At 66.3% G+C, this 25,418-nt stretch carries 20 protein-coding genes; 8 read left to right on the plus strand and 12 right to left on the minus strand.

From position 1 onward, the window contains the following. Nucleotides 1-20: 20 nt before the first annotated feature. The 5 genes from HLH34_RS03270 to HLH34_RS03290 are packed head-to-tail and all read left to right on the plus strand — an operon-like array spanning nucleotide 21 to nucleotide 5,209. Nucleotides 21-995, plus strand: a complete 975-nt coding sequence (locus tag HLH34_RS03270; protein ID WP_183118174.1) for an NAD(P)-dependent oxidoreductase — start codon at nucleotides 21-23, stop codon at nucleotides 993-995. 25 nt (nucleotides 996-1,020) lie between these two features. After that, complete coding sequence (locus tag HLH34_RS03275; RefSeq protein WP_183118175.1) at nucleotides 1,021-1,830, plus strand: class II aldolase/adducin family protein; 810 nt, start codon at nucleotides 1,021-1,023, stop codon at nucleotides 1,828-1,830. A gap of 5 nt (nucleotides 1,831-1,835) precedes the next feature. After that, nucleotides 1,836-2,435, plus strand: a complete 600-nt coding sequence (locus tag HLH34_RS03280) for a cysteine dioxygenase family protein (RefSeq protein ID WP_183118176.1) — start codon at nucleotides 1,836-1,838, stop codon at nucleotides 2,433-2,435. Nucleotides 2,436-2,443: 8 nt separating this feature from the next. After that, the gene (locus tag HLH34_RS03285; protein WP_244959589.1) at nucleotides 2,444-4,036 is read left to right on the plus strand and encodes a rhodanese-like domain-containing protein; all 1,593 of its coding nucleotides are present in this window, start codon (nucleotides 2,444-2,446) and stop codon (nucleotides 4,034-4,036) included. A 36-nt stretch (nucleotides 4,037-4,072) separates the two neighbouring features. After that, nucleotides 4,073-5,209, plus strand: a complete 1,137-nt coding sequence (locus tag HLH34_RS03290; RefSeq protein WP_183118178.1) for an LLM class flavin-dependent oxidoreductase — start codon at nucleotides 4,073-4,075, stop codon at nucleotides 5,207-5,209. A gap of 25 nt (nucleotides 5,210-5,234) precedes the next feature. Here HLH34_RS03290 and HLH34_RS03295 read toward each other — a convergent pair whose 3' ends face one another. From HLH34_RS03295 to HLH34_RS03310, 4 genes are read right to left on the minus strand one after another with little or no spacing between them, the layout of a single operon-like run. Continuing rightward, on the minus strand, nucleotides 5,235-6,398 hold the full coding sequence (locus HLH34_RS03295; RefSeq protein ID WP_183118179.1) for an acyl-CoA dehydrogenase family protein: 1,164 nt from the start codon (nucleotides 6,396-6,398) through the stop codon (nucleotides 5,235-5,237). A gap of 38 nt (nucleotides 6,399-6,436) precedes the next feature. Then, the gene (locus HLH34_RS03300) at nucleotides 6,437-6,781 is read right to left on the minus strand and encodes a 4Fe-4S dicluster domain-containing protein (RefSeq protein WP_183118180.1); all 345 of its coding nucleotides are present in this window, start codon (nucleotides 6,779-6,781) and stop codon (nucleotides 6,437-6,439) included. Then, nucleotides 6,778-8,349, minus strand: coding sequence for an FAD-binding protein (locus HLH34_RS03305; RefSeq protein ID WP_183118181.1), 1,572 nt, complete (start codon nucleotides 8,347-8,349; stop codon nucleotides 6,778-6,780). The genes HLH34_RS03300 and HLH34_RS03305 overlap by 4 nt, the downstream gene beginning before the upstream one ends. Beyond that, nucleotides 8,346-9,302 carry an ABC transporter substrate-binding protein gene (locus tag HLH34_RS03310; protein WP_240161576.1) on the minus strand — a complete coding sequence of 319 codons (957 nt, stop codon included), beginning with the start codon at nucleotides 9,300-9,302 and terminating at the stop codon, nucleotides 8,346-8,348. Before HLH34_RS03310 ends, HLH34_RS03305 begins: the two co-directional genes overlap by 4 nt. A gap of 177 nt (nucleotides 9,303-9,479) precedes the next feature. On the opposite strand from HLH34_RS03310, the gene HLH34_RS03315 reads away from it, so the two are divergent. Continuing rightward, the gene (locus HLH34_RS03315) at nucleotides 9,480-10,319 is read left to right on the plus strand and encodes an ABC transporter permease (protein ID WP_183118182.1); all 840 of its coding nucleotides are present in this window, start codon (nucleotides 9,480-9,482) and stop codon (nucleotides 10,317-10,319) included. Then, nucleotides 10,316-11,065 (plus strand): ABC transporter ATP-binding protein, encoded by a 750-nt coding sequence (locus HLH34_RS03320; RefSeq protein ID WP_183118183.1) that lies wholly within the window; start codon nucleotides 10,316-10,318, stop codon nucleotides 11,063-11,065. Before HLH34_RS03315 ends, HLH34_RS03320 begins: the two co-directional genes overlap by 4 nt. Nucleotides 11,066-11,186: 121 nt before the next feature. On the opposite strand, the gene HLH34_RS19320 is transcribed toward HLH34_RS03320, so the two are convergent. The 8 genes from HLH34_RS19320 to HLH34_RS03355 form a co-directional block, all read right to left on the minus strand. Next, nucleotides 11,187-11,363 carry a hypothetical protein gene (locus HLH34_RS19320; protein ID WP_244959591.1) on the minus strand — a complete coding sequence of 59 codons (177 nt, stop codon included), beginning with the start codon at nucleotides 11,361-11,363 and terminating at the stop codon, nucleotides 11,187-11,189. Then, nucleotides 11,360-12,520, minus strand: coding sequence for an NtaA/DmoA family FMN-dependent monooxygenase (locus HLH34_RS03325; protein ID WP_244959594.1), 1,161 nt, complete (start codon nucleotides 12,518-12,520; stop codon nucleotides 11,360-11,362). The genes HLH34_RS19320 and HLH34_RS03325 overlap by 4 nt, the downstream gene beginning before the upstream one ends. Nucleotides 12,521-12,557: 37 nt before the next feature. Then, the gene (locus tag HLH34_RS03330; protein ID WP_244959596.1) at nucleotides 12,558-13,535 is read right to left on the minus strand and encodes an ABC transporter substrate-binding protein; all 978 of its coding nucleotides are present in this window, start codon (nucleotides 13,533-13,535) and stop codon (nucleotides 12,558-12,560) included. 14 nt (nucleotides 13,536-13,549) lie between these two features. Beyond that, nucleotides 13,550-14,344 (minus strand): class II aldolase/adducin family protein, encoded by a 795-nt coding sequence (locus HLH34_RS03335; RefSeq protein WP_183118185.1) that lies wholly within the window; start codon nucleotides 14,342-14,344, stop codon nucleotides 13,550-13,552. Between the two features lie 144 nt (nucleotides 14,345-14,488). Next, nucleotides 14,489-16,651, minus strand: coding sequence for a TonB-dependent siderophore receptor (locus HLH34_RS03340; RefSeq protein ID WP_183118186.1), 2,163 nt, complete (start codon nucleotides 16,649-16,651; stop codon nucleotides 14,489-14,491). Between the two features lie 623 nt (nucleotides 16,652-17,274). Further along, nucleotides 17,275-17,763: a bacterioferritin gene (gene bfr / locus HLH34_RS03345; RefSeq protein ID WP_183118187.1), complete on the minus strand. Its 489-nt coding sequence runs from the start codon at nucleotides 17,761-17,763 to the stop codon at nucleotides 17,275-17,277. A gap of 142 nt (nucleotides 17,764-17,905) precedes the next feature. Further along, nucleotides 17,906-18,658 carry an SDR family oxidoreductase gene (locus tag HLH34_RS03350; protein ID WP_183118188.1) on the minus strand — a complete coding sequence of 251 codons (753 nt, stop codon included), beginning with the start codon at nucleotides 18,656-18,658 and terminating at the stop codon, nucleotides 17,906-17,908. After that, complete coding sequence (locus tag HLH34_RS03355; RefSeq protein ID WP_183118189.1) at nucleotides 18,655-19,578, minus strand: SMP-30/gluconolactonase/LRE family protein; 924 nt, start codon at nucleotides 19,576-19,578, stop codon at nucleotides 18,655-18,657. Before HLH34_RS03355 ends, HLH34_RS03350 begins: the two co-directional genes overlap by 4 nt. Nucleotides 19,579-20,839: 1,261 nt before the next feature. Between HLH34_RS03355 and bcsA the strand changes: the two genes are divergently transcribed. Beyond that, nucleotides 20,840-25,372 carry a UDP-forming cellulose synthase catalytic subunit gene (gene bcsA / locus HLH34_RS03360; RefSeq protein WP_183118190.1) on the plus strand — a complete coding sequence of 1,511 codons (4,533 nt, stop codon included), beginning with the start codon at nucleotides 20,840-20,842 and terminating at the stop codon, nucleotides 25,370-25,372. The last annotated feature ends 46 nt before the right edge of the window (nucleotides 25,373-25,418 follow it).

Below are 25,418 nucleotides of genomic sequence, written 5' to 3' on the forward strand. Positions count from 1 at the left end.
CGCGGAGGTGGTTGGACATCATGCGCCCGCTTGTCGTCGTCAATCAGCTTGGGGCCGGGCTGAATCCGGTGCTGGCTCCGTTCGGCGATCGCGTCCGCGTCCTTGATGGCGACCGCGAGGGCGACCTGCCCTGGGCTGTGGGCGGGGCCGATATTCTGCTGACCGGCCCGTCGCGCACCTGGAAGGCCGCCCCCGACCGCCCGCCGGCGGAATGGGGCGCGGGGCCGCGCTGGGTGCAGGTCGCCTCGGCCGGGGTGGACGGGTTTCCGGCATGGCTGCTGCAGGGCCGCGCCGTGACGTGCGGGCGCGGCGACGCGGCGGTGCCGATCGCGGAATATGTGCTGGCGGCGCTGCTGCTGCGGGAAAAGCGGCTGGATACGGTGCGCCCCGACGGCCCCGAGGCTTGGCTGCGGGAAGCGGCGGTGCTGAAGGGCGCATCGCCGCTGGGCGGGCTGGCGGGGCGTGTCGTCGGGCTGGCGGGCTATGGCGCGATCGGCCAGGCGGTCGCGGCGCGGGCGCGGGCGTTCGGCATGCGCGTGCTGGCGTGGCGGCGCGGCGCCTGGACCGGGACCGAACAGGATGTCGAGCCGGTCGCCAGCCTGGCGGACCTGATCGAACAGGTCGACCATCTGGTGCTTGCCTTGCCGCTGACGCGCGAGACCGAAGGCTGCGTGAATGCCGGCCTGCTGGCCCGCGCGAAGCCGGGCCTGCATCTGGTCAATGTCGCGCGGGGGCAACTGGTGGACCAGGACGCGCTGGGTGCGGCGCTCGACTCCGGGCGGGTCGGCTTTGCCACGCTGGACGTGACCAGCCCGGAACCGCTGCCGGCGGGGCATCCGTTCTACACCCACCCGGCCATCCGCCTGACCCCGCATGTCTCATGGTCGGGCCCGGGCGTCGGGCAGAACCTGCACCGGCGGATTGCCGCGAATCTCGAGCGTTTTCTGGAAGGACGTCCGCTGCAGGACGTGGTGGATGCCGCGCGCGGCTACTGATTTTTAAAGAAAGGGGACCATCAGCATGAATGCCATTACGCCGCCCGTCGCGCCGGCACAGGTTTCGGCACAGGCGCGCGAGCGCCGGCTGACGCCGCGCCCGCCGGCCGCATCGTTCGAGGGGGAGCGGCTGCATCGCAAGCAGCGCCTCGCCGCGACGTTCCGGCTGTTCGCGCGCTATGGGTTCGACCAGGGGCTGGCCGGGCACGTCACCGTGCGCGATCCGGAATTTCCCGACCGGTACTGGATCAATCCCCTGGCCGTCCATTTCTCGCAGATCAGGGTGTCCGACCTGCAACTGGTCGACCATGGCGGCACGATCCTGATCGGCGATCGGCCGATCAACACGGCGGGCTTCACCATCCATTCGGCCCTGCACCGCGCACGCCCCGATGTCGTGGCCGCGGCCCACACCCATTCGACCTACGGCAAGGCGTTCTCGGCCCTGGGTACCGAACTGCTGCCGATCACACAGGATTCGTGCGCCTTCTACGAGGACCATGTGGTCTTCGACCCGTTCAGCGGCGTCGTGCTGGACGACAGCGAGGGCGAGCGGCTGGCGGCGACGCTGGGCCCGCACAAGGCGGCGATCCTGCAGAATCACGGGCTGCTGACGGTGGGGCCGACGATCGAGGCCGCCGCGTGGTGGTTCATTGCCATGGACAACGCGGCCCACGCCCAGCTTCTGGCGCAGGGGGCCGGCCCGCTGAAACCGATCGCGCCCGACGTCGCGCGCCTGACCGCAAGCCAGATCGGCACCCATCAGGGCGGCTATTTCTCGTTCCAGCCGCTGTGGGACTGGATCGTGGCCCAGGAACCCGATCTTCTGGATTGAATGACATGACATCGATTGCACCGCTTCGGGACTTCGTGGCCCGCTTCACCAGACTGTACGAACGCGGGCTGGCGCCCGACGCCATCCAGCAGGAAGGGGCCGTGCTGCTGCGCGACCTCGTCTCGCGCGATGACTGGCTGCCCGAGCCCTTCACCCGGCCGAATCCGGAACGCTACAGCCAGTATCTGCTGCATTGCGATCCGCTGGAGCGTTTCTCGGTCGTGAGCTTCGTCTGGGGGCCGGGACAGAAGACGCCGTTGCACGACCATCGCGTCTGGGGCCTGATCGGCATGCTGCGCGGGCGCGAGAGCGAAACGCAATTCGTGCGCGGCGCGGACGGAAAATTTCATGCCGGCGAGACCAGCGTTCTGAAGCCCGGCGAAGTGGTGGCCCTGGCCCCCGGCGTGAACGACTATCACCTGGTCGCCAACGCGCTGGCCGACCAGGCCTCGATTTCGATCCATGTCTACGGCGACAATATCGGCGGCGTGTCGCGCGCCACCTACGACCCGGAAACGGGGGCCGAGAAATCGTTCATTTCGGGCTATTCCAGCGAGGACGTGCCGAATCTCTGGGACCGCTCGAAGCGGGTGGAGGCGGCATGAACGCGGTCATGGCACGGCCCGTCGCCGTCACATCCCCGCAGGACGTGCGGCGCCTGCTGCGGGCAGGGGACGAAATCGCGCTGCTGGACCTGCGCGAGGAAGGGCCGTTCGCTGCGGCCCATCCGCTGTTTGCCGTCAACCTGCCCCTCGGGCGGATCGAAGAGCGGATCGGCTTCCTGGTCCCGCGCCGCGACGCGCCGATCGTGCTCTATGACGACGGCGAGGGCCGGGTGGCGTGCGCGCTGCCGGTCTTCGCGGCACTCGGCTACAGCAATGTCAGCGTGCTGGAGGGCGGACTGGCCGGCTGGCGGGCGTCGGGCGGCGAGATCTTCATCGACGTGAACGTGCCGTCGAAGGCGTTCGGCGAACTGGTCGAGCATGTGCGGCATACGCCCTCGCTGCCCGCGGCGGAACTCCAGGCGCGGATCGCGCGCGGCGACGATCTGGTGATTCTCGATGCGCGGCGCTTCAGCGAATATCACGTCATGTCCATTCCCGGCGGCCGGTCCGTGCCGGGTGGAGAACTGGCGTTGCGGGTGCGCGACATCGCGCCCTCGCCCGAGACGGTGGTGGTGGTGAACTGCGCCGGCCGAACCCGTTCGATCATCGGTACGCAATCGCTGGTCAATGCGGGCATCCCCAACCCCGTCTTCGCGCTGCGCAACGGGACCATCGGCTGGACGCTGGCCGGCCTGGAACTGGACCACGGCGCGGCGCGGACGGGGGGCGAACCCACCGGCACGAATGTGGCGCGCGCCCGCGAGGCGGCGGCCGCACTGGCGGAGCGGACCGGAGTGCGGGCGATCGGGCAGGGGACGCTGGCGGTGCTCCAGTCCGACCCGGCCCGGACGGTCTATCGCCTGGATGTGCGGTCGCCCGAGGAATACGCGGCGTCGCATCTGGAAGGGTTCCGCTCGGCGCCGGGCGGCCAGCTTGTGCAGGCGACCGACGAGTGGATCGGGGTGCGTCACGGCACGATCGTGCTGACCGACGATGACGGCGTCCGCGCCCGCATGACCGGCCATTGGCTGCGGCAGCTGGGCTGGCGCGAGGTCTATGTGCTGGACGACTGGGCCGGCCTGTTGCGCGCGACCGGTCCCGAGCCCGTCGTGCCGGCGGCGTCCCTGTCGGAGGTGGAGGGCGTGTCCGTCGCCGGTCTGGTCGCGGAACGCGCGGGGGGCGGCCCGCTGGTGATCGACCTGGCCGCCAGCCCGGCCTTCCGCAAGGGGCATCTGCCGGGTGCGGTGTTCGCCATCCGTCCCGATCTGGCGGGGCATCCGCGCCTGGCGGACGCGCGGGATGTGGTGCTGACTTCGCCCGACGGGGTTGCCGCGCGTCTGGCCGCGCCCGAACTGGCGCGCGCGGGCCTGCGGGTGCGGGTATTGGACGGAGGCACGACCGCATGGCGCGAGGCCGGGCAGCCGCTTGAAACCGGCCTGGACGAGGCGCGCGCGCTCTCGCGTCCGGACGATGTCTACAAGCGCCCTTATGAGGGCACGGACAATGCCGCCGCCGCCATGCAGGCGTATCTGGACTGGGAATTCGGCCTTGTCGCCCAACTGGAGCGCGACGGAACGCACGGCTTTTCCGTTCTGGAATGATGCGAAGACACGGCTGAAAAAAGGAAAAACGGCATCATGCCCATCGAATTCATCGGCTATGTCACCGGCCGTCATCAGAGCGAGACCATCCCACCGGTCGGGCCGGCCGTCGACCCCGGCTATATCGCGACGACCGCCGCGATCCACGAGAATGCCGGGTTCGACCGGGTGCTGGTGGCCTTTCATTCCAATTCGCCCGACAGCCTGCTGATCGCGCATCATGCGGCGGCGGCGACGCGGCGGCTGGGGCTGCTGATCGCCCATCGGCCGGGGTTTGCGGCGCCGACGCTGGCGGCGCGGCAACTGGCCACCCTCGACCAACTGACGCGCGGCCGGGTGGCGGTGCACATCATCGCGGGCGGCAACGACAGCGAACTGGAAGCGGACGGCGACCATACGACCAAGGCGGTGCGCTACGCCCGGGCCAGCGAGTATCTGGACGTGCTGCGCCGCGAATGGTCGGCCGGGGCCGCCTTCGATCACGAAGGGGCGTTCTATCGCGTGGCGGGCGCGCGTTCGGACGTCGGGCCCTATCGGCCGGGCGGAATCCCGATCTATTTCGGCGGTGCCTCGGAGGATGCCGTCCAGGTGGCCGGCCGCCATGCGGACGCCTATGCCCTGTGGGGCGAAACCTATGACGAGGTCGCGGCCATGATCGCGCGGGTCAGCGCCGCCGCCGCGGCCAACGGCCGGCCCGCGCCGCGCTTTTCCCTCTCGTTCCGGCCCATCGTGGCGGACAGCGAGACGCAGGCATGGGAGCGGGCGGATCAGGTCCGCGCGCGGATCGATGCGTTGCAGCATGGGGCCGGCGTGCAGGCGGGGGCCATCGCGCTGGACGTGGCCGGGGCGTCCCCGGCGGCCGGGACACTGTCGACCAATGAGGGGTCGCGCCGCCTGCGTGCCCTTGCAGCGCGTGGCGAGCGCCTGGACAAGCGGCTGTGGACCGGCGTTGCGGCGGCGACCGGTGGCCGATGGAACTCGACCGCGCTGGTGGGCGACCCCGACCAGGTGGCCGAGGCTCTGCTGGATTACTACCGGCTGGGCGTGACGACGTTCCTGATTCGGGGATTCGACCCGCTGGCCGACGCGCTGGTCTATGGCCGCGATCTCATCCCGCGCGTTCGCGCCCTGGTGGCGCAGGAGGACGCCAGGCGGGGCATTGCGGCCGCCTGACGGTCCGGGCCCAAGGCCCTGGAGGTTATCCCGCCAGGGCCGCCTTGCCGGCGAACGCCAGCGCGCTGTCGCCCTGAGGCGTGTGGATGCGCCCGCAGTGCACGTCCCGGTAATGGCGCTCCAGCGGGTTGTCCTGGCTGAGGCCGGGGTTGCCGATCGCCGCGACGGCCTTGCCCACGGCTGTAATCGCGTTCTCGGTGACGATCTGCTTGACCAGGCCCGCGTCCGCGTTGGCATGTTCGCCGGCTTCCTCGCGCCGTAGCGCATGGTCGATCAGCGCGGTGTTGGCCAGCAACAGCGCGTCGATCTTGCCCAGCAGGACGTGGAAGCGCGGCAGCGTGGACAGCGCCGCGCCCAGGTTGGACGGGACGCGGGCATGGAGGAAGCCGACTAGCCAGTTCCGCGCGGCGCGGGCGATGCCGTCATACAGCGCGCCGACCGCGATGGCGTGCCAGTTTGCCAGGGCCACGGCTTCTTCCTGCCTGCCGTCCGGCCGGATCAGATTGACCAGATAGCGTTCGGGGATCGCGACATCCTCGAAAACGATGGTGTGGCTGCCGGTGGCGCGCATGCCCATCTGGTGCCAGCTCTTCTCGATCCGGATCCCCGGCAGGCCGAGCGGTACCAGAACCTGGCCGACGCGCGGCGCGTCCTCGTCCGTACGCGACCAGACCACGCCCCAGTGCAACGCGGTCGAACCGGTCGAGAAGATCTTCCGCCCGTTCAGGCGCCAGATTGCGCCGTCACGCCGCACGCTGGTGGCGGGCAGGCCGCCGCGCGCGGGGGTGCCCAGTTCCGGTTCCACGCGCAGGGCGTTGATCAGTGCGCCGTCGCGGACGATGCTGGAAAACACCTCCGCCTTCACCGCGTCGCTCCAGACCGGGGAACGGGCGATCGCGCCCGACTGGAGGTATTGCATGGCCAGGATCAGCGCCGTGGACGGGTCGCCTTGCGCGATGCGGCTCACGATCTCCACGATGCGCCGCAACCCGAGGCCCTGGCCGCCGAAAACGGGCGGCACGGTCAGGGTCAGTAGCCCGGCCGCGCGCAGGTCGGCGAGGTTATCCAGCGCGATGTCGCCCGAGCGGTCGTAATCCGCCGCCCGGTCCGCGAAGCGCGCGACGAGGCGGTCCAGCGTTTCAGCCGATATATCGACAGGCGCGTGCGCCCCGATCGGTGATCCATCCATGACCGGTGACTCCCCAGTGGTCTTTGTGCGTGTGGTCTTTATGCGCCCCGGGCGCGGCGGAAGACGTCTTCCATGCGCCAGTGCTGGTTGCGCAGCGCCTCGTCTTCGGCCCATTCGTCCCAACCCGACGCCCGCCGATATTCGCCCAGCAGGCCGGACGCCTCGATCGCCGCCGCGTCCTGCGGCTGGGCGCGGCCGGCGTCGGGATGCACATACAGCGCGTCCTCCCGGCAATAGAGTTCGCACAGGAAGCAGGTCTGGCAGTCGGCCTGCCGCGCGATGCGGGGCGGGCCGTCCGGCGCGGGGTCGAACACGTCGCGGGGGCAGGCGGCCACGCAGTCGTTGCAGCCGGTGCAGCGCGCGGCGAGGACGAGTTCGATCATGCCTGTTCTCCCGCCGGGACGATTTCCGTCCAGATCGTCTCCACGCCGCCGGCAATGATGTGTGCAGGCAGCGTGGCGGCGGCGATTGCATCCGCGCGCCGGTGCAGGCCCAGGCTGTCGTGGCGCGCCAGCGCGCTGGCCGTGCTCCAGCGGGCGGTGGCGGTCAGGGCGGCAAGCTCCCTGCGACGGGCTCGGGCGTGTGGGGTCCCGGCAAGGCCGGCGTGGGGCAGGGCACTCCAGCCGCTGTCCAGACGGTCGCGCGCCGCTGACAGCGTCGCTTCCGTCCGGAAATATTGCTTCATGGGCGACAGCATCTCGGCCTGCACCATGCGCTCGATTTCGGCCGCGTCGGCTGTGCCGCGCGTCTGCGCCAGGCCGGCACCGCCCGTGCCCTCGGCGGGCGTGTCGGCGCGCCGGCCCTGGCGGCGCACGCGGGCCAGCGCGGCCTCCGCCGCGATACAGCCCGAGGACAGGGCCCAGGCCGCGTTCACGGCGCCGCCCCCGCTGATGGCCCCGGTGACCGGCTCGCGCGAGGCGACGTCTCCGACCACGAACAGCCCCTCCACCCCCGCGCCGGCATCCGCGTCGGCGACGCGCACGCCGCCCACGCCCCGGATCGTACCCTCGCCCACCAGCGAGACGGGGAAGCGGTCCTGGAAAGGGTCGATTCCCAGACGGCGGAAGGTCAGGGTCACGTTGGGGGAAATCTGCGGCAACTGTCGCCGTACGTCCTCGGGCGTGGCGGAGAGATCGCAGAACACCGGTCCGCGCGCCAGGGCCTCGGCCAGGAACGCGGTGTCGTGCGGGCCTTGCGGACGGTCCAGCAGGCGGCCCTGCCCGTCGTAATAGCGCGCGAAACTGTAGATCATGGTGCGCGCCATGGTGGTGCCGGCCGGTACCACCGTGAAGAAGGCGGAAAATTCCATGCCGGACAGCACGGCCCCGGCCTCGACCGCCATCAGCAGCCCGTCGCCCGTGTTGTTCGCCCCGCCCAGCAGGTGCGAGCGGAAGCCGCAGCCGCCGGTGGCCAGGATCGTAGCCCCGGCGCGGACCACCCAGTCGCCGCCCGCCCCCTGGCGGCTGACGCCGCGCGCGCCGGCGATGCTGCCATCGGCATGGCGCAGCAGTTCCAGCGCGGGGCTGTGGTCCAGGACGATCGCGCCGGCCGCCAGGGCCTTTTCGCGCAGGGCGCGCAGATATTCCGGCCCGCGCAGCGCGTGGTGGCGGATCCTGCCTTCGTCGTCGGGCACATACCGGTAGTGGCTGGCGATGCCGGGCAGCGTGCGGAAGGTGCGGTCGATGATCCGCGCCATCCATGGGGCGTCGCCCAGGCCTTGCGCCGCGGCCATGCGGCGGGCGATCGCGTCCTCGCGCCGGCCGGCCTCGGGGGGCACCCACCAATGGCCGGGCCCGGCCGCCGCCGCCACGCCCGAGGTGCCGCAGCGGCCCTTTTCCGCGACGATCACGCGCGCGCCGCCCTGCGCCGCGGTGATGGCGGCCCAGCACCCCGCCAGGCCGCCGCCGATGACCAGCACGTCGGCGTCATGGTGGACGAGTCGGGTCGTCATGGCAGGGTGAAGCTCCGGTCGAAGGCGGTCTCGAACGGGTCGACCGAGGACAGGAAGCCGGCCGCGCGGTAGGCGTCCAGCGTGACCTGCTCGGCCTTCACGACGCCGTCGCCGACGGCGGCGGGGGTAGCGATGAGCTTCTGCGCGACGGCATCGGCGACGGTCTGCGGCAGGCCGGTCTGGCGCGCCAGCAGGGCGGCATAGTCTCGCTGGTGCAGCGCGCCCCAGGCATAGGCCCTGGCCACGCGGCGATAGAAATCGGCCAGTTGGGCGTGCTTGTGCGCCAGCGCGGCATCGGTTGCGACAAAGAAGCTGTTGTTGGGCATGACCCCGGCGCCGTCGGCCAGGATGGCCCCGTGGTTCTGGATCGTTTCCAGCGAGACGTACGGCTCCCACGTCGACCAGGCGTCGATGCCGCCGCTGTCGAGCGCCGCCTTGGCCTGGGCCGGGGCGAGGAACACGATATGTGGCGCGGGGGCCGGGATCGCGCCGGTCTGGATCAGGCGCAGCAGAAGCAGATGGCCGATGGAGCCACGGCCGGTCGCCACCCGCTTGCCCGAAAGGCCCGACAAGGCGTGGATCGGCGAGCCGGACGGCACGACGACCGCCGTGGCGCGACCGCCCCCGCGCGGTGGAATCAGCAGGGCGGCCCTGACCGGCAGGCCCGCGCCCCAGGCGAACAGAAACGGACCGTCGCCCGCGATCCCGGTATCGACCGCCCCGGCCCCCAGCGCCTGCAGAAGGGGGGCGGCGGCCTCGAACTCGGTCCAGCGAATGCGGTAGGGCAGACCCTGGTCGGCGCCTGCAGCTTCCAGCAGCGCCTTCTGCTGCCCTTTCTGGTCGGCCACCACCAGGTCGTCGTCCGCCCGTGCGCCCGGCGCGGCGTGAAGCAGGCACAGCAGGGCGAGGGCGCCCAGAAGGCGGCAGGGCATGAGGCGGGCGGCACGATGCATGGCGAAGCGATCTTCGGACGGCTGTCAGGGAGCGGCAGCGTGCCCGCGAGGAGCGCGGGATACAATCAAATCACGCTGAATTGTGGTATGAATAATATTTACCTGACAAGCAGGATGAATCAGGCGAAGCTGCGGCGCATACCCATCGAAGTCCCATTGAAGGAAGGAACGGCGGACATGTCAGGAACTCTCATCCGGACCGTATCCCCGGTGGCGGCCCGGGCAGCCCCGCGATCGGCCTGGCGGCCCAGGCTGGGCGTCCTCACGCGCTATGCCTCGCCCTTCTTTCTGGTGCTGCTGTGGCAGGCGGCGTGTTCGACGGGGCTTCTGTCCACGCGGCTGGTGGCGTCTCCGGCCCAGATCGTCGCGACCGGCTGGTCGCTGACGCGGGACGGCAGCTTGCAGACCAATCTGGCGGTGTCGCTGGCGCGCGCCGGCTCGGGCCTGGCGATCGCCTTCGTGGCGGGGGTGAGCCTGGCGCTGATTTCGGGCCTGTCGCGTCTGGGTGAGGACATCGTGGACGCGCCGTTGCAGATTCTGCGCACCCTGCCGGCGCTGGCGCTGGTGCCGCTGTTCATTCTGTGGTTCGGCATCGGCGAGACGCCGAAGATCGCGCTTGTGGCGCTGGGGTCGAGCTTCCCGATCTATCTCAACCTGCACAAGGGCATCCGTTCCATCGACCCGAAGCTGCTGGAAATGGCCCGCACGCTCGGCCTGTCGCGGGCACGCACCATCCGTGACGTGATCCTGCCCGGGGCGCTGCCGGATCTTCTGGTGGGGCTGCGGTTTGCCGTGGGCATCTCGTGGCTGATGCTGGTGGTGGCCGAGCAGGTGAACGCCGACAGCGGAATCGGCCACATGATGATGGATGCCGAGGATTTCCTGCGCACCGACATCATTCTCGTCGGTCTGGTGATCTATGGGCTGCTCGGCCTGGCGTCCGACCAGATCGTGCGTTTTCTGGAGACGACGCTGCTGTCCTGGCGGCCGTCGCATCGTATCGCGAGGTCGGCATGAACGCGGTTGCCCAGGTGACGCAGGGGGCGGGCGTACCATCACGCGATGACGCGGCCGTTCTGGTGCATGGTCTGACACGCCGCTTCGGCGACGGCCCGGCGGTGCTCGATCGTCTCGATCTGGCCATTGCGCCGGGCGAGTTCGTGGCGCTGCTCGGGCACAGCGGGTCGGGGAAATCGACCCTGCTGCGCACGCTTGCGGGCCTCGACCCGGTGACCGAGGGATCGGTCGCGCGCCCGCGCGAGGTCTCCGTCGTCTTTCAGGAAAGCCGCCTGCTGCCGTGGAAACGGGTCTGGCAGAATACCGTGCTGGGCCAGGATGGGGCGGATCGTCGCGATCGCGCCGTGGCCGTGCTGGAGGAGGTCGGGCTTGGTCACCGGATCGACGCCTGGCCGCTGACGCTGTCGGGCGGCGAGGCGCAACGCGCGGCGCTGGCCCGCGCGCTGGTCCGCGAGCCTGCGTTCCTGATGCTGGACGAGCCTTTTGCCGCGCTGGACGCGCTGACGCGCCTGAAAATGCAGCAACTGGTTTCGGATCTGTGGACCCGTCACCGGTGCTCGGTCCTGCTGGTGACGCATGACGTCGACGAGGCGCTGCTGCTGGCGGATCGAGCCGTGGTGCTGGAGCGCGGCCGCATCCGTACGGATGTGCTGATCCCGATGGATCGCCCCCGCCGCCACGCCGATCCGCGGTTCGAGCATCTGCGGGGCGTGTTGCTTGAATCGCTTGGCGTGCACGACGGGTAACGCAAACCCAGCTTTCTGCTGGCTGATTGAGATGCAGGCCTCAGGGCGCTGCCCTGAAACCCGCCCAAGGGCATCGCCCTTTGGAAACCCGGTCGTTGATCCAGGATCGGGGCCCCGGGCTTCAGGCCCGATCTTTCTTGCGGCGTGCGGTGTAGCGGTTGGTCGGATAAGGCAATCTCAGATTCTCGCGGAACGTCGCGTGCTCATAATCACGGTGGAACAGGCCGCGGTCCTGAAGAATTGGGACCACGTGATGGACGAACAGATCGAACTGGCCAGGAAGGGTTTCGAAGATCACGAACCCGTCCGCCCCTTCGTTCTCGAACCAGGTCTGGAGCGCGTCGGCGACCTTTTCCGGCGTGCCCACGAAATCGCCCCGCGGCGTCGCGATCCGTTCCGCGATCTGGCGGAGCGTGAGATGGCCTTGCCGGACCTGCTCCAGGATGCGGAGCGAGGCGCTCTGGTTGCTGTTGTGGCCGATGGCTTCGACGTCCGGGAACGGGCCGTCCAGATCGTACTGGTGAAATCATGGTCATTGAAGGCGCGCGACAGGAATCCCAGCCCGGTATCCAGCGAGCCGAGCGACGCCAGTTCCCGATAGCGCGCTTCGGCGTCGGCCTCGGTCAGGCCGATGACCGGCCCGATGCCGGGCAGGATAAAGGGCGCATCCGCGTCGCGTCCGAAGGCCCGGGCACGGGATTTCACGTCGCGATAATAGCCCTGGGCTTCGGCAAGGTTCTGCGGGCCGCAGAAGACGACTTCCGCGCGTCTGGCGGCGAAATCGCGTCCGCTTTCCGACGCGCCGGCCTGGAAGATGACGGGTTGTCCCTGGGCCGAGCGCCCGATGTTCAGCGGCCCGCGCACCTGGAAGAACTCGCCCTGGTGGTCGAGCCGGTGCAGTTTCTCCCGGTCCACGAAGACGCCGCGCGCCTTGTCGCCAACCAGCGCGTCGTCCTCCCAGCTATCCCATAATCCCTGGACGACATCGAGATATTCAGCGGCGATCCGGTAGCGCTGGTGGTGCTCGGGATGTGACTCCCTGCTGAAATTGGCCGCCGTGTCGCCCAGCCAGGAGGTAACGACATTCCATGCCGCGCGGCCGTTGCTGATATGGTCGAGCGAGGCGAACTGACGGGCGACGTTGAAGGGTTCCGAGTAGCTGACCGTCAGCGTGCCGACCAGGCCGATGCGGCTGGTGGCCCCGGCCAGCGCCGAAAGGATGGTGATCGGCTCGAACCGGTTGAGATAATGCGGGCTGGATTTTTCGTTGATCGAGAGGCTGTCGGCCACGAACACGAAATCGAACTTTCCCTTCTCGGCCAGCCGGGTCTGATGCAGGTAGAAGGGGAAGCTGGTGCTTGCCCGCACATCGCGGTCGGGATGCCGCCAGTCGTCCCACGTGCGGCCGACGCCATGAAGGATGAAGCCGAGTTTGAGTCTGCGCGGAGCGGGCATGGCGGACATCTTTCTGCTGGTTGGGCTGCCGGTTGGGCTATGCGGGAAGAAGGGGTGTCAGGGCCGGGGAAAAGACGGCCCCGATATTCGTGCCGGGCGGCAGGACGCCCGCCGTGACGAAGGTGTCGGCCACGGATTGCGCGCCGGTTATGTCGCCCTGCCGCCAGGCGCGCGGGGCGTAGGGGCGGTTCTGGGTCTGGAGGTAGGCCAGAACCAGGGGTTCGGGCACCTTGATGACCGGGGCGACGGCGCGTGCCCAGCGCGGCTTGTCCGTGCCGAGGGTGGCGTAGGCCTTGCCGAGGCGGCGGATATAATCGGCGGCGGCGGCGCGGAAGTCCGGGTTGTCCAGTCCGCGCGGGTTGGCGCCGACGAAATAATGTCCCGACAGGATATCGGCGGCGCTTTGCAGGATACGCGCGGTGCCGTCCGCCTCCAGCGTCTGGATGGCATAGCCGTAGGTCGCCCAGGCATCGAGGCTGCCCGCCTTCATGGCCGTCAACCCGTCGCTCATGCCCAGTGCGATCGGGTGGATGTCGGCGAAGCTCATGCCATGCTGCGCCAGCATGCGCAGCAGGAAGTAATGCGCGGTCGTGGCCTTGATGTAGCCGACCCGCTTGCCCCGCAGGTCCGTGACCGATCGCGCCGGCGAGCCCGCCGGCACCAGTAGGGCCTGATCGGTCGTGGGGCCTTCCATGGTGGCGACGACGGCGATCCGCGCCCCGGCACTGGCGGCGAAAACCATCGGGATCTCGCTCCACATCCCCAGGTCGACCGCATCGGCGTTGATCGCCTGGGCGATCAGATTGCCGGAATTGAATTCGCTGAACGCCACCCGATAGGGAAAGTCGTCCAGCCCCGTAGCGGCCAGCAGGGTCTGGTCCATGCCGCGAAACGCGGCCACGCGCAGCGTCGCATGCGCCAGGTCCGCGGCCGCGGCGCGACGGAGCGGCGCCGTGGCGGCAGACAGGCCAAGACCCGCCGCAAGGCCGAGGGCATGCCGTCGTGTCACGATCATGGGGGCGTCCCGCATCAGGCGTCGAAGCCGGGCGAGAGGCGCGCTGCCTTGCGCAACGAGGCCTCCCAGATCAGGTCGTGAATGTCCCGGCCACCTTCGACCGGCTTGCGCTTGCGCCCGACCTGGCGGCGCACCGCGTCCTGTGCCTCGGCCGGCGCGATCAGGACGTTTTCGCGGCCGATCGACAGGGTGCGGACCTGTGCGGTGCAGGCGCTTTCCAGCTGATAGATCCGCCCCCAGGCCGTGCCTGCCGTCCTGCCGAGCGCCAGCGTGCCGTGATTGCGCAGCAGCATGAAGTTGGTATCGCCAAGATCGGCGATCAGCCGTTCGCGTTCATCCAGTTCGAGGGCGATACCTTCGTAATCGTGATAGCTGAGCGACGGGATGACCGTCAGCGCACGCTGATTGAGCGGCAGCAGCCCTTCGGCGTGCGCGGAAACCGCCATGCCGTCAGGGGAATGGAAATGGGCGATGAACAGGGCGTCCGGCCGCGCCGCGTGAATGGCGGAGTGGATGACGAAGCCGGCATAGTTGATCCCGTATGCGTTTTCGCCGACGATTTTGCCGTCCAGATCGACCTTGACCAGACTCGACGCCGTGACTTCCTCGAACATCAGCCCGAAGGGATTTATCAGGAAATGGTGCGCGGGCCCCGGCACGCGCGCCGAGATATGGGTCGCGATCAGGTCGTCCCATCCATACAGCGCGGCGAGCCGGTAGAACGCCGCCAGATCGACGCGGACGGCCCATTCCTCGGCGGACATGGCGGGTGACGCCTGGCGAAGTGGCGGATGTGCGAGGACTGTCATGGCAGCGCTCCGGGCGGAGGTGGTCTGGTCGTTCGGCCCGGAGTGTACGGGCGATCCGGCCGGCCCCCGAATGAGAAATGATAAAGCATCGTTCAAAGACGCCTTGATCGTGGGCGCGCCCGGCGCGCCTGCCAGGTCAGGCGTTCACAGATCGAAGCGCATGCTCAGGGTCACGGTGCGGGGCGCGCCGGGAAAGAGCTGCAGCGCGCCCCTGCTGACCCAGTAGCGCTCGTTGCCGATGTTCTCCACCGCCGCCCGGAACGTCAGCCGGTGGCGGTGGACGCGCGTGACATACTGCGCGCCGACAGTGCCGATGATGTACGATTGCAGCCGGAACGTATTGGACGGATTCAGCCACCCGGCGGAAACCCAGTTCAGCCCGCCGTTGACGCTGAGGCCCTTTACCGCCGGGATCACATAATTCGCCGAGAAATTGGCTTCGAAGGGCGAGGTCGATTCGGCCCGTTTGCCTTCATAGGGCGTGCCCGCGCCATAGCGCGCGTCCAGATACGTCAGGCTTCCGGTCAGTTGCAGGTCGCGTGTGGCCTGTACCGCGCCCCCGACCTCGACACCCTGATATCGCACCAGGCCGCCCTGCTGCTGCACATTGTTGGAATCGACATAGGCTGCGATCGTATCGAGCCGGTAGAGCGCCAGCGTGCCGCTCCAGCGGGATTTCTGCACTTTCACGCCCAGTTCGTATTCCTGGCTGCGCATGGGGGCGAAGACCTGATAGGCGTTCTGGGCGGTCGCGGCCGCCTGCGTGCCGGACTGCATGGCTTCGACGTAACTGAAATAGGCGTTGATGTCGGGCGCGGGCTTGTACGAGAGCGAGACGACAGGAGTGACCGGGTTGTTGTGGCGCGCGGCCGTCTGGCGGCCGCTTCCGTTGGTGGCGTAGTCGTCCTCGAAATAATCCGTGTAGCGTGCGCCGGCCAGCAGGGACCATTTGTGCCAGCTTATCGTGTCGCTCCAGAACGGGGCGATCTGCGTGTAATCGATGTAGTTGTAGAGCCTGGGGTTATAGAAATGCGCATTGGTTTCGGTCGGGCGTGAGACGAAAATATTTCCGTACTGGTACGGCTGGTAATATTGCGCGTTCGCGTCGGCATCGAACTTCTGGTACAGCCACATGATGCCGGCCACCACGTTGTGCCGCAGGGGGCCGGTCTGGAAGGTACCCTCGGTCGTTTCCTGCACCTGATGGTAGGTGAAGACGCGGGTCATCTGGAATGGCCGGTTCAGGTAGTCTCCCCGATCGTTGAGAAACGTGATGGCGTTCGAGGGAAATCGCTCGTCGAGATGGGTGTATCCGTAGACGAGTTTCGTATTCCAGTGTGGCGCGAAATCCCAGTCGAAGCCGGTATTGAAATGCTTGAGGTCGTTGGCCTTCCAGGAATCCCTGGCCCCAAGCTCCGCACGGCCGCTGATCGGGGTCAGCGAGGTCAGGCCACTGACCACGGTCACACCATTGACCATGCCTTTCTGCAGCGTATTGAGATAGAAAGAATCGAAATGCCAAGCGAGCGCATCGGTGATTCGCACGCGGGTCGCGGCCGACACCGAGGTCGAACGGATAAAACTGCCGTTGTACTGGTTGCCGACTTCGTTGCCGACGGAAAAACGGTATGTCACGCGGCCGGATTTTCCAATCGGACCGCCGGCGTCGAGACTCTGCCGGAAGGCGGCGTCCGACCGGTAGCCGGCCTCTATGGACAGACGCGGGTCATCGACCGGCTTCTTGAGCTGAAAATCCAGCACCGCCCCAGGCGAGCCGAAGCCATAGAGAAACGCGGATGCTCCTTTCGTCAGCTGGAACTGTCCGAAATTCGCCATCGGCAGGTCGATGAACCAATAGGGAATGGCGAACCCGTCGATCTTGTAGCCGTTGGTCCAGTCCAGATCGAGGCCGCGCACGCGGAAGCTGGCGCCCGAGGCGGTCGAGCCGCCGTTGGAGTTCTCCTGGACGCCGGGCTCGGCACGAAAGATATCATTGATGTCGGCTGCCTGCATCTGCTCGACCTTGGCCGCTGAAACGATGCTGAGCGAGAAGGGGGTGTCGAATTCGGACCGCGATCCCAGGGCGCCCATGGCCGCGTGGGAGGCCAGGCGAGGCCGATGGGCATTGGCGCTGACGGTAATGGCTTCCGGCGACGCGGCTTGTATTGCCGCGGGTGCGGCGGCCGGTTTTGAACGGACGACGGATTTCGTATGTGCCGGGGCCTCGGCATGGGCTGAAACAGGTGCGATCGTCACCAGACCGGAAACGATAATCGTCCTTCTGGTGAAGGATCCAGCCGATTTCATTTTATACCCTTCCGTCCGAAAGAAACCATGCGCCGTTCTGCGCAACATCGCGGATGCAGGGACGTGTCTAGGGTAGGGTTCCGGAGAGTAATATTGAATTGTGTAAAACTTATATATTTCGCTGCGTCATCCGGCGGCCCGATGGCACCTGCTGAATTCGTGTGCAATGTCCGTGCAAGATCTGGCGTGACCCGCCTTGCACACGACGCCTTCGCCCTGTATCCGGCCGGCCCAGGCGTATGGGACAATGTCTGCGGATACCGTCGACCGAGGATTGGGCGGACCGTTCGTGTCACGCTCGATCGGTCGTCGGGCCTGGTCCAGCCTGCATGGCGTTGAGGCAGGCCCGGGAGGGGCAGGCGTATCCGCACGTTTCCGGTGCCGTCGGGTAAAAGCGCGGACTGGAAGAAGCCTGGCGTGGATGGCAGGTCAAGCCCGCCGGAGCGGGATCGAAACTCGGCCGGACGCCGAGTCCGCCATGGATGGAAGGCGCGCGGGCCTTGCGGCAGGCACTGGCCGCCACTGGCGCGGCTGGGAGCGGGCGAGCCGGAGGCCGCCGTCATACGCCGGAGCGCGCGTCAGGCCGGCATGACCTGCAAGCCTGGGCGCGCGTCCGGTGGAAATCAGCTCTGCTCGGGCGCCGGAGCCGAGTTCAGGTGGATGTAGCGTTCAATCCCGACCAGCTTGATCAGGTCGAACTGACGGTCGAGGAAGTCCTCGTGCTCTTCTTCATTCTCGAGGATTTTCAGCAGCAGATCGCGTGACACGTAGTCACGTACGCTCTCGCAATAGGCGATGCCTTCGCGCAGGTCGACCAGCGCCTTTTCTTCGAGCTTGAGATCGCATTCCAGGATCTCCTGAACGTTCTGGCCCACCAGGATGGTGTTCAGCCGCTGCACGTTCGGCAGGCCGCCCAGATACAGGATGCGCTCGATCAGCCAGTCGGCGTGGCGCATCTCCTCGATCGATTCCTCGTATTCCTTCTTGCCCAGCAGGGTCACGCCCCAGTGGTTCAGCGTGCGGGCATGCAGGAAATATTGGTTGATCGCCGTCAGTTCGTTGGTGAGCTGGATGTTCAGGTGCTCGATGACCTGCGGGTCCTTGATCGGCATGGGACTGCTTTCTTCATTTCATGAGGAGGATGTTATCCTGCATGTATCGCACAACCCGACGCCCTGCAAATAAAAAACGTATATATATCAATATGATAATGGATATGATTATCACTCTCAATCCTTGTCCCGGTCGTCCGGCTCATCCACGCCCGACGAAGGAGGGCATGCCCACCGGCAGCACGGTCATGGATTGCACGACCGCTTCCGGCGGCAGGGAGGCCATGCAGCGGATGGCGGAGACGACGCAGGCCAGATCGAGCATCGGCTCGGGGCGGGTGGAGAGGTCGGCCTGCAGGGTGCCCTGCTGCATGGCGGTTGCCATGCTGGTCTGCGCGTTGCCGATATCGATCTGCCCGCAACCGATCCGATATTTGCGCCCGTCGAGCGCGGTCGCCTTGGTCATGCCCGCCACCGCATGCTTGGCGGCGGTGTAGGCGATGGAATTCGGGCGCGGCGTAGTGGCGGAAATCGAGCCGTTGTTGATGATGCGTCCGCCCTGCGGCGCCTGCGCCTTCATGATCCGGAAGGCGGCCTGGGTGCAGTAGAACAGGCCGTTCACGTTGATGTCCAGTACACGCAGCCAGTCGGCAGGCGACATATCCTCCAGCAGGCAGGGCGGCCCGGAGACGCCGGCATTGTTGAACAGCAGGTCCAGCCGTCCGAAATCCCGCGCGACGGTGTCGAACAGCGCGTCGACCTCCTCGGGCTGGGTCAGGTCGCAGGCGAATGGCGTTATCTGCGTGGGGACCTCGGCGGCCACCTCCTGAAGCAATGCAAGGCGGCGTCCCGCGATCACGACCCGGTACCCGTCCTGGGCAAGCCCCAGCGCCACCGCCCGCCCGATGCCCGAGCCGCCACCGGTCACGATTGCGATAGGTCCTGACACGGTCATGCTGCCTCCCCGGGGAATCCACATTCATGCGTGTTGAGAAAGAGGGCGTAGAGCGATGTGTGCGCCGTAATGTAAAGCCGGTTCCGCTTCGGGCCGCCGAACGCCATGTTCGAGACGGTCTCGGGCAGCAGGATGCGCCCCAGCAGTGTGCCGTCGGGCGCGAGCGCGCGCACGGAGTCCGCGCTCGACGTCCAGATATTGCCGTGCCAGTCCACCCGAAATCCATCATACAGCCCGCACGGGGATTCCGACAGCAGCCTGCGCTCGGCAAGCGTGTGCCCGCCGTCATGCACCGGGTAGGCATAAAGCGCGGATCGCATGGAAGGCCGGTGGGTCGCGCCCGTATCGGAGATATACAGCGTGGATTCATCCGGCGAGAAGGCGAGGCCGTTCGGCTGGACCAGGTCGCGCGCGACGATCTGCGTCGTGCCCCGCGCGGGGTCGTGGCGATAGACATAGGACCCGCCGATCTCGGCGCGTGCCATATGTCCTTCGTAATGGCTGTCGATGCCGTAGGTCGGGTCGGAGAACCAGATCGTGCCATCCGATTTTACGATGACATCGTTGGGCGAGTTCAGGCGCGCGCCCTCGAACCGTTCGACGACGGCACGCCAGACGCCATCGTGGTCGAGGCGGGCGATGCGCCGGCCGCCATGTTCGCACGCGACCACCCGCCCCTGGCGGTCCAGCGTGTGGCCGTTCTGGTAGCCGCACGCGCTTTCGAACACGCCGACGTGGCCGTCCATCTCGTTGAAACGCAGCACGCGGTCGTTGGGAATGTCCGACCACAGCAGATATCTGCCGGCGGGGACATAGACCGGTCCTTCCGCCCAGCGGCTGCCGCTCCACAGCTTTTCCAGTTTGGCATGACCGATGATCAGCGCGCCGAAGCGCGCATCCAGCACATCGTAATCGCTCATTCCGGGGAACCTTTCCTTGCAAATCACGCGGGGTTCGGCTGGCCGCTCCCTAGTGCCTTGTCGGGATCGAACGGGTTCCGCGGGGCCCGATCACCTCATATGGGAAGGTCGGAATCCACGTCCCCGCGGGGCCGCGTTCTGCATATGACGGTGCGGGGCATTGCGGGCGACCTCGGTCTCGATCGCGCGACGTAATGAAAGAGATGAAAGATCCAGGCAGGCAGGGACATAGGGTCGACATCAATACACGGCGGTCTGGACGCCGCGTCCGGTCTTTTCCAGGCGTTGGTGTACGATGGCGTCGTTGACGACCGGGCTGAAAACCACGTGGAATTCTGACGGAATGTACATCACACCCGTAATATTATCTTCTTAATCCTACCCCTGGCGTCGCCGGATCGCACGCCTGATCTGCCAACGGTCCGGTAAACTGTTCTTGCAGTGCCCCAATTGCCGCGCCTGACGGGGGCGATGAAACTGAAGGGTGTCCAGCATGGCGGGGCCGTGAAGACGATGCGCAGCGGCAAGGCTGGACTCATCCATCGGCGGACCGTGGTGCTCTGTCGAGGATGTCGAACTACCCTCGACTGGGTCCCTCATTCCAGCCGAGGCAAAAGAAATTTCCATCCCGATAATCAAAATATTGTGACGGCAGCGTGATTCAACCGGTTTCGACTGTGGGAAACCCACAGCGGTTCAGTCGCAGCGCTTCCGGCATCTGCGGAAAGAACGCCTGGATAACGGCATGAAAATCATGCTGAATATGATCGGATGCGATCCGCACTCGTCCCCTGCTGGAAGAATTGGGAAGAACTCTTTATATAAAAGTCCCCTCGGACGCATAATGCATTTATGTCATCTCGTCTAGCCCCATATGGGGTATTCTTTTATTTGATTCGTCCGTTTATTACTATATGAGTCAGATGTCATTGCGGGGGCGATGCAAAAAAGGGGATACGTTCGCGACATATAGCCGAGGTGTGCAGCGGTGGTCCCAGGATGGGGGCGCCGTCGGACATGCAACTTGTATTGCGCCCGGACGACCTGGGGCGTGGCCCCGTCGTCGACGGGCGCAAAGTGGTTTGTGTGACGTTCTTGAAGCCGAACTACCGGGCGGTCCCATGTGGGTGCGGCAGGCTGGGCGCGGATAACGAACGGCGCATTCATGTGGGGACGAGGGGCCGCCCGTCAGGGATGTCTCCTGACGGGTTCGGAACGAGCGACTGCCATGCGTAACATACGTAATGTGAATATGGAAAACATGCTTGCGAAGTCGGAGATCTTCCTCAGGTCTCCGTTCGTTTCCCTGCTTGTTGCGGGCTTCGGCGTGGGCATGATGCTTGTCGTGGGGGGCGTGGAGCTGACGCCGTATCAGCAGGGGTTGCTGTCCGTTGGGACGATCAGCCTGATGCTGGTCGTCAATCGCAGGAAAGGGCGTGCCGCGAGTTGCTTCCTGATGGCGCTGTCGCTGCTGGTGTCCATGCGCTACATGGCCTGGCGGCTGAACACGACGATCGTGCTGGGGAATTGGCTCCAGTCGATCCTGTCAATCATGCTGCTGCTGGCTGAAATATACGCCCTGCTGATGTTGTGCCTCAGCTACTTCCAGATGGTGTGGCCCTTGCGGCGTCTTTCGTATCCGTTGCCGGCCGACCAGGCCAACTGGCCCACGATTGATGTCTATATCCCGACCTATGAAGAAGACCTGACGCTGGTACGTTCCACGGTACTGGCGTCGCTGGACCTTGACTGGCCTGCCGACAAGCTGAATGTCTATATCCTGGACGATGGCCGGCGCCGCGAATTTCGCGATTTCGCGCTGGAAGTCGGCGTGGGCTACATCACCCGTGCCGACAACAGGCATGCCAAGGCCGGCAACCTGAACCACGCCGTCAGTGTCACCCACGGCGAGATGATGGTCATTTTCGATTGCGACCATATACCGACTCGCGGCTTCCTGAAGAAAACGGTGGGATGGCTGGTCGCCGAGCCCAAGATGGCGATGCTGCAGACGCCGCATCATTTTTACTCCTCCGATCCGTTCAAGCGGAACCTGACGGCGGCCGAGGAAGTGCCCCCTGAAGGAAACATGTTCTATGGGCTGATCCAGGACGGCAACGATTTCTGGGATGCAACCTTCTTCTGCGGATCCTGTGCGGTGATCCGGCGCAGCGCAATTCTGGGGATCGGTGGTTTCGCTACCGAAACCGTGACCGAGGATGCGCACACGGCGCTCAAGATGCAGCGCCAGGGCTGGAGCACCGCCTACCTGCGCGAGCCGCTGGCCGGCGGGCTTGCGACCGAACGCCTGATCTTCCACATCGGGCAGCGCATGCGCTGGGCGCGCGGCATGCTGCAGATCATGCGCCTGGACAACCCGTTGACGGGACATGGCCTCCGCTGGGAGCAGCGGCTGTGCTATTTATCCGCGACATTGCATTTTCTGTTTGCGATTCCACGGGTCATTTTCCTGCTTTCGCCCCTGGCCTTTCTGGTGTTGGGCCAGAACATTTTCGCCGCGTCGCCACTGGCGATCATGGTCTATGCGATGCCGCATATCGTACATTCGCTCATGACCCTGTCCCGGATCGAAGGGCGCTGGCGCTACACCTTCTGGAGCGAGATCTACGAGACCTCTCTTGCCCTGTTTCTGGTCCGCCTGACGGTCATAACCCTGCTGCTGCCACGGCGCGGGCGCTTCAACGTCACGGCCAAGGGAACATTGCTGGACAAGGAGTTTCTGGATTTCGACGCGGTCTATCCGAACGTCATCCTTTCGGTCGTTCTGGGCCTGGCAATGGTTCGCGGCGTGGTGGACGCGCTCTGGCAGCATCTGGACCGCCTGTCCTTCCAGTCCCTGCTGCTGAATATGGTGTGGGCCGGGCTAAGCCTGTTCACCGTGCTGGCGTCCATTTCGGTGGGTCGTGAAACGCGGCAGACCCGCCTGCAGCATCGTGTGAAAGCGAACCTGCCGATTACGGTCACCGCCGCGTCGGGACAGGTGTGGTCCACCCGGACCACCGACATCTCGCTGGGCGGTTTTGGCATGCAATCCCCCTGGACCGCACCGCTGGCCGGGCCGATGCAGGTGACTATCGGGTATCACAATGAACAGGACGGCATTGAGGTGTCGGTGCCCGCGCGGATCCTGCGTCAGCGTGACGGCTTGCTGCACGCGCAGTGGGTTATCGATGGTCTGCACGATGAACGGCAGGTGGTGGCCATGGTATTCGGTCGTCACGATGCCTGGGCGGACTGGGCGAATTACGCCCCGGACCGCCCGATCCGAAGCTTTTACATCATTCTGAAAAGCGTAATCGGCCTGTTCAAGCCCAGTGCGAAATATGAGGGACGTACGATCCCTACTACGGCCAAGGCGGCCGTCGCCATCATTGCCAAGGAAGAAAAATTGGAAAAGAGAAGCTTGGTGCTGCAACCCGCGCGGCGTGTCGCCCGAAGCGGGGTGGTCGCCTCTTTCATGATGGCATCTGGAATTGCCGCGATGGGAATGACCGTCGCCGTGGCGCAGACAACCCTGCCGCTGACGGCCCCCGCGGCGCAAGCGGGCCTGCCGATCGGCGATCCCAATGCGGGGGACGCAGCACCCGTGGCGCCCCCTGCGATGGACCAGACCGCGGCCGACCGAGTGTCGGATGTCGAGGTGACCAATACCCTGTCGTTCCGCGATCTGGGCGCGGTGAACGGGCCGTTGACGTTGCGGGGATATAGTCCGCTCCAGGGCCTGACCATCGCCGTGCCGTTCAACCGTGTGGTGACCCATGCGCAACTGACATTGTCCGGTGCGCTGTCGCCGTCGCTGTTGCCCGAGGCCAGTGCCGTCACCGTCACGCTCAACGAACAATATATCGGGACGATCAAGGTCGATCCCCAGCATCCCGAATTCGGACCGCTGACGTTCGATGTCAATCCGTTGTATTTTGCTGGCAAGAACACGCTGAATTTTCATTTTGCCGGCGAATATCGGCGGGACTGCAACGATCTGTACAACGAGGTCCTGTGGGCGCGGATTTCCGACCTGTCCCGGATCACGCTGACCACGGTGCGGATTGCGCCTGAACGGACGCTGGCCCACCTGCCGTCCCCGTTCTTCGATCCGAACCTGCGGTCGGCCCTGCGTATCCCGATCGTGCTGCCATCGACCTCGACCGGCAGCTTGCGAGCCGGCGGCGTGATCGCGTCGTGGTTCGGGAAGCTGGCGGATTTCCGGGAAGTGTCCTTCCCGGTGATGGCGGATATCCCGGCGGCGGGCAATGCGATCGAGATCGGCGAGAATCTGCCGGTCGGTCCGGATGGCAAGCCGCCCGCGGGGCCGACGCTTGCGGAAATTCCCAACCCCCACGATCGCTGGGGCACCGTGCTGCTGGTCACCGGGCGCGACGCGCGGGAGGTCGAGATCGCGGCACGCACGATGGTCCTGTCGCCGGATACGCTGGGGGCGGTCGGCTCCAAGGTCGTGACGGACGTCACGATGACGCCGCGCAAGCCCTATGATGCCCCTGCCTTCATCCCCACCGACCGGCCGGTGCGCCTGGGCGAACTGGTGCCGTCCAGCACGCTTCACGCCGTTGGCTTCGTGCCCACCGAACTGACGGTGCCGTTCCATCTGCCGCCTGACCTTTATACCTGGCATCACCGTCCCTTCATGATGGACCTGTGGGTTCGCGCGCCCGGCAGCCCGATCATGGACCTCGAGACGTCGCGCCTGGATGTCCGCGTCAACGACAATTACCTGCAAAGCTATTCCCTGGTCCCCCCCAGCACATGGGAAAGATGGTCGCGGCGGCTGATGGATCCACATGCCGGTGCTATCGGCCACCGGGTCGCGCTGCCGGCGTGGCTGGTCTTCGGGCAGAATCAGTTGCAGTTCGATTTCGACGCGCGTCCGATCGACCGTGGCGCCTGCCGGCGCGTGCCTGCCGATATCCGCATGAGCGTCGATTCCGATTCCACCTTCGATTTCCGTCGGGCACACCATTTCACCACCCTGCCGAACTTGTCTTATTTCGCTGGGGCGGCCTTTCCCTTCTCGCGGATGGCCGATCTGTCCGAAACGACCGTCGTCATGCCGCGTAATCCGGATATCGGGACGGCGTCGGCCTATTTCGACCTGATGGGTTTCTTCGGTGCGTCGACGTGGTTCCCGGCGACCGGGGTCCATATTGCCTATGCCGACGAGACGGCCAGCCATCCGCCGTCGGGCGATATCATCCTGCTGTCGCCGGCCGACCGCCTGCATGGCGCCGAACCGCTGCTGTCGCGTTCGTCGTACGTCATCGCCGACAGGCGGGTTACGGTTGGCCAGCATATCGGGCTGCAGAACATATGGTACCTGTTCCAGGATCGTGATCACACCGGCCTGCGGAACGGGGTTTCGGCGAACCTGAACGCGCCGATCGCGGGGGCGGGGCTGCTGCTCGGGGCGCAATCTCCCTACGCCGCCGACCGCTCGGTCGTCGCGATCCTGGGCGATACGCCGCAGCGCCTGCAGGATGTTGTCCTGGCGTTGCGTGACCGGCACGCCGCCCCGCTGATCCAGGGCGACCTGATGCTCAAGAACGGCGACCAGGTCACCAGCTATCGCACGGCTCCGCTTTACACCGTCGGTTCACTGCCGTTCTGGATGTGGCCGGACTGGTATTTCGGCGGTAATCCCGTCTTGCTTTATATTGTCGGGCTGGTCGGGGCCGGGCTGCTGGCGCTGGTAGTGTGGCGCTGGCTGCGGGCCCGGGCGCGTAGCAGGGTGGGTCGCACCGACCTGACCGGGGATCCATGATGCCATGCCCTTCCGCCTGGACAGGCGGAAGGGCATGTTGAATGCC

It is taken from the genome of Gluconacetobacter azotocaptans (assembly GCF_014174355.1).
GTDB lineage: Bacteria > Pseudomonadota > Alphaproteobacteria > Acetobacterales > Acetobacteraceae > Gluconacetobacter > Gluconacetobacter azotocaptans.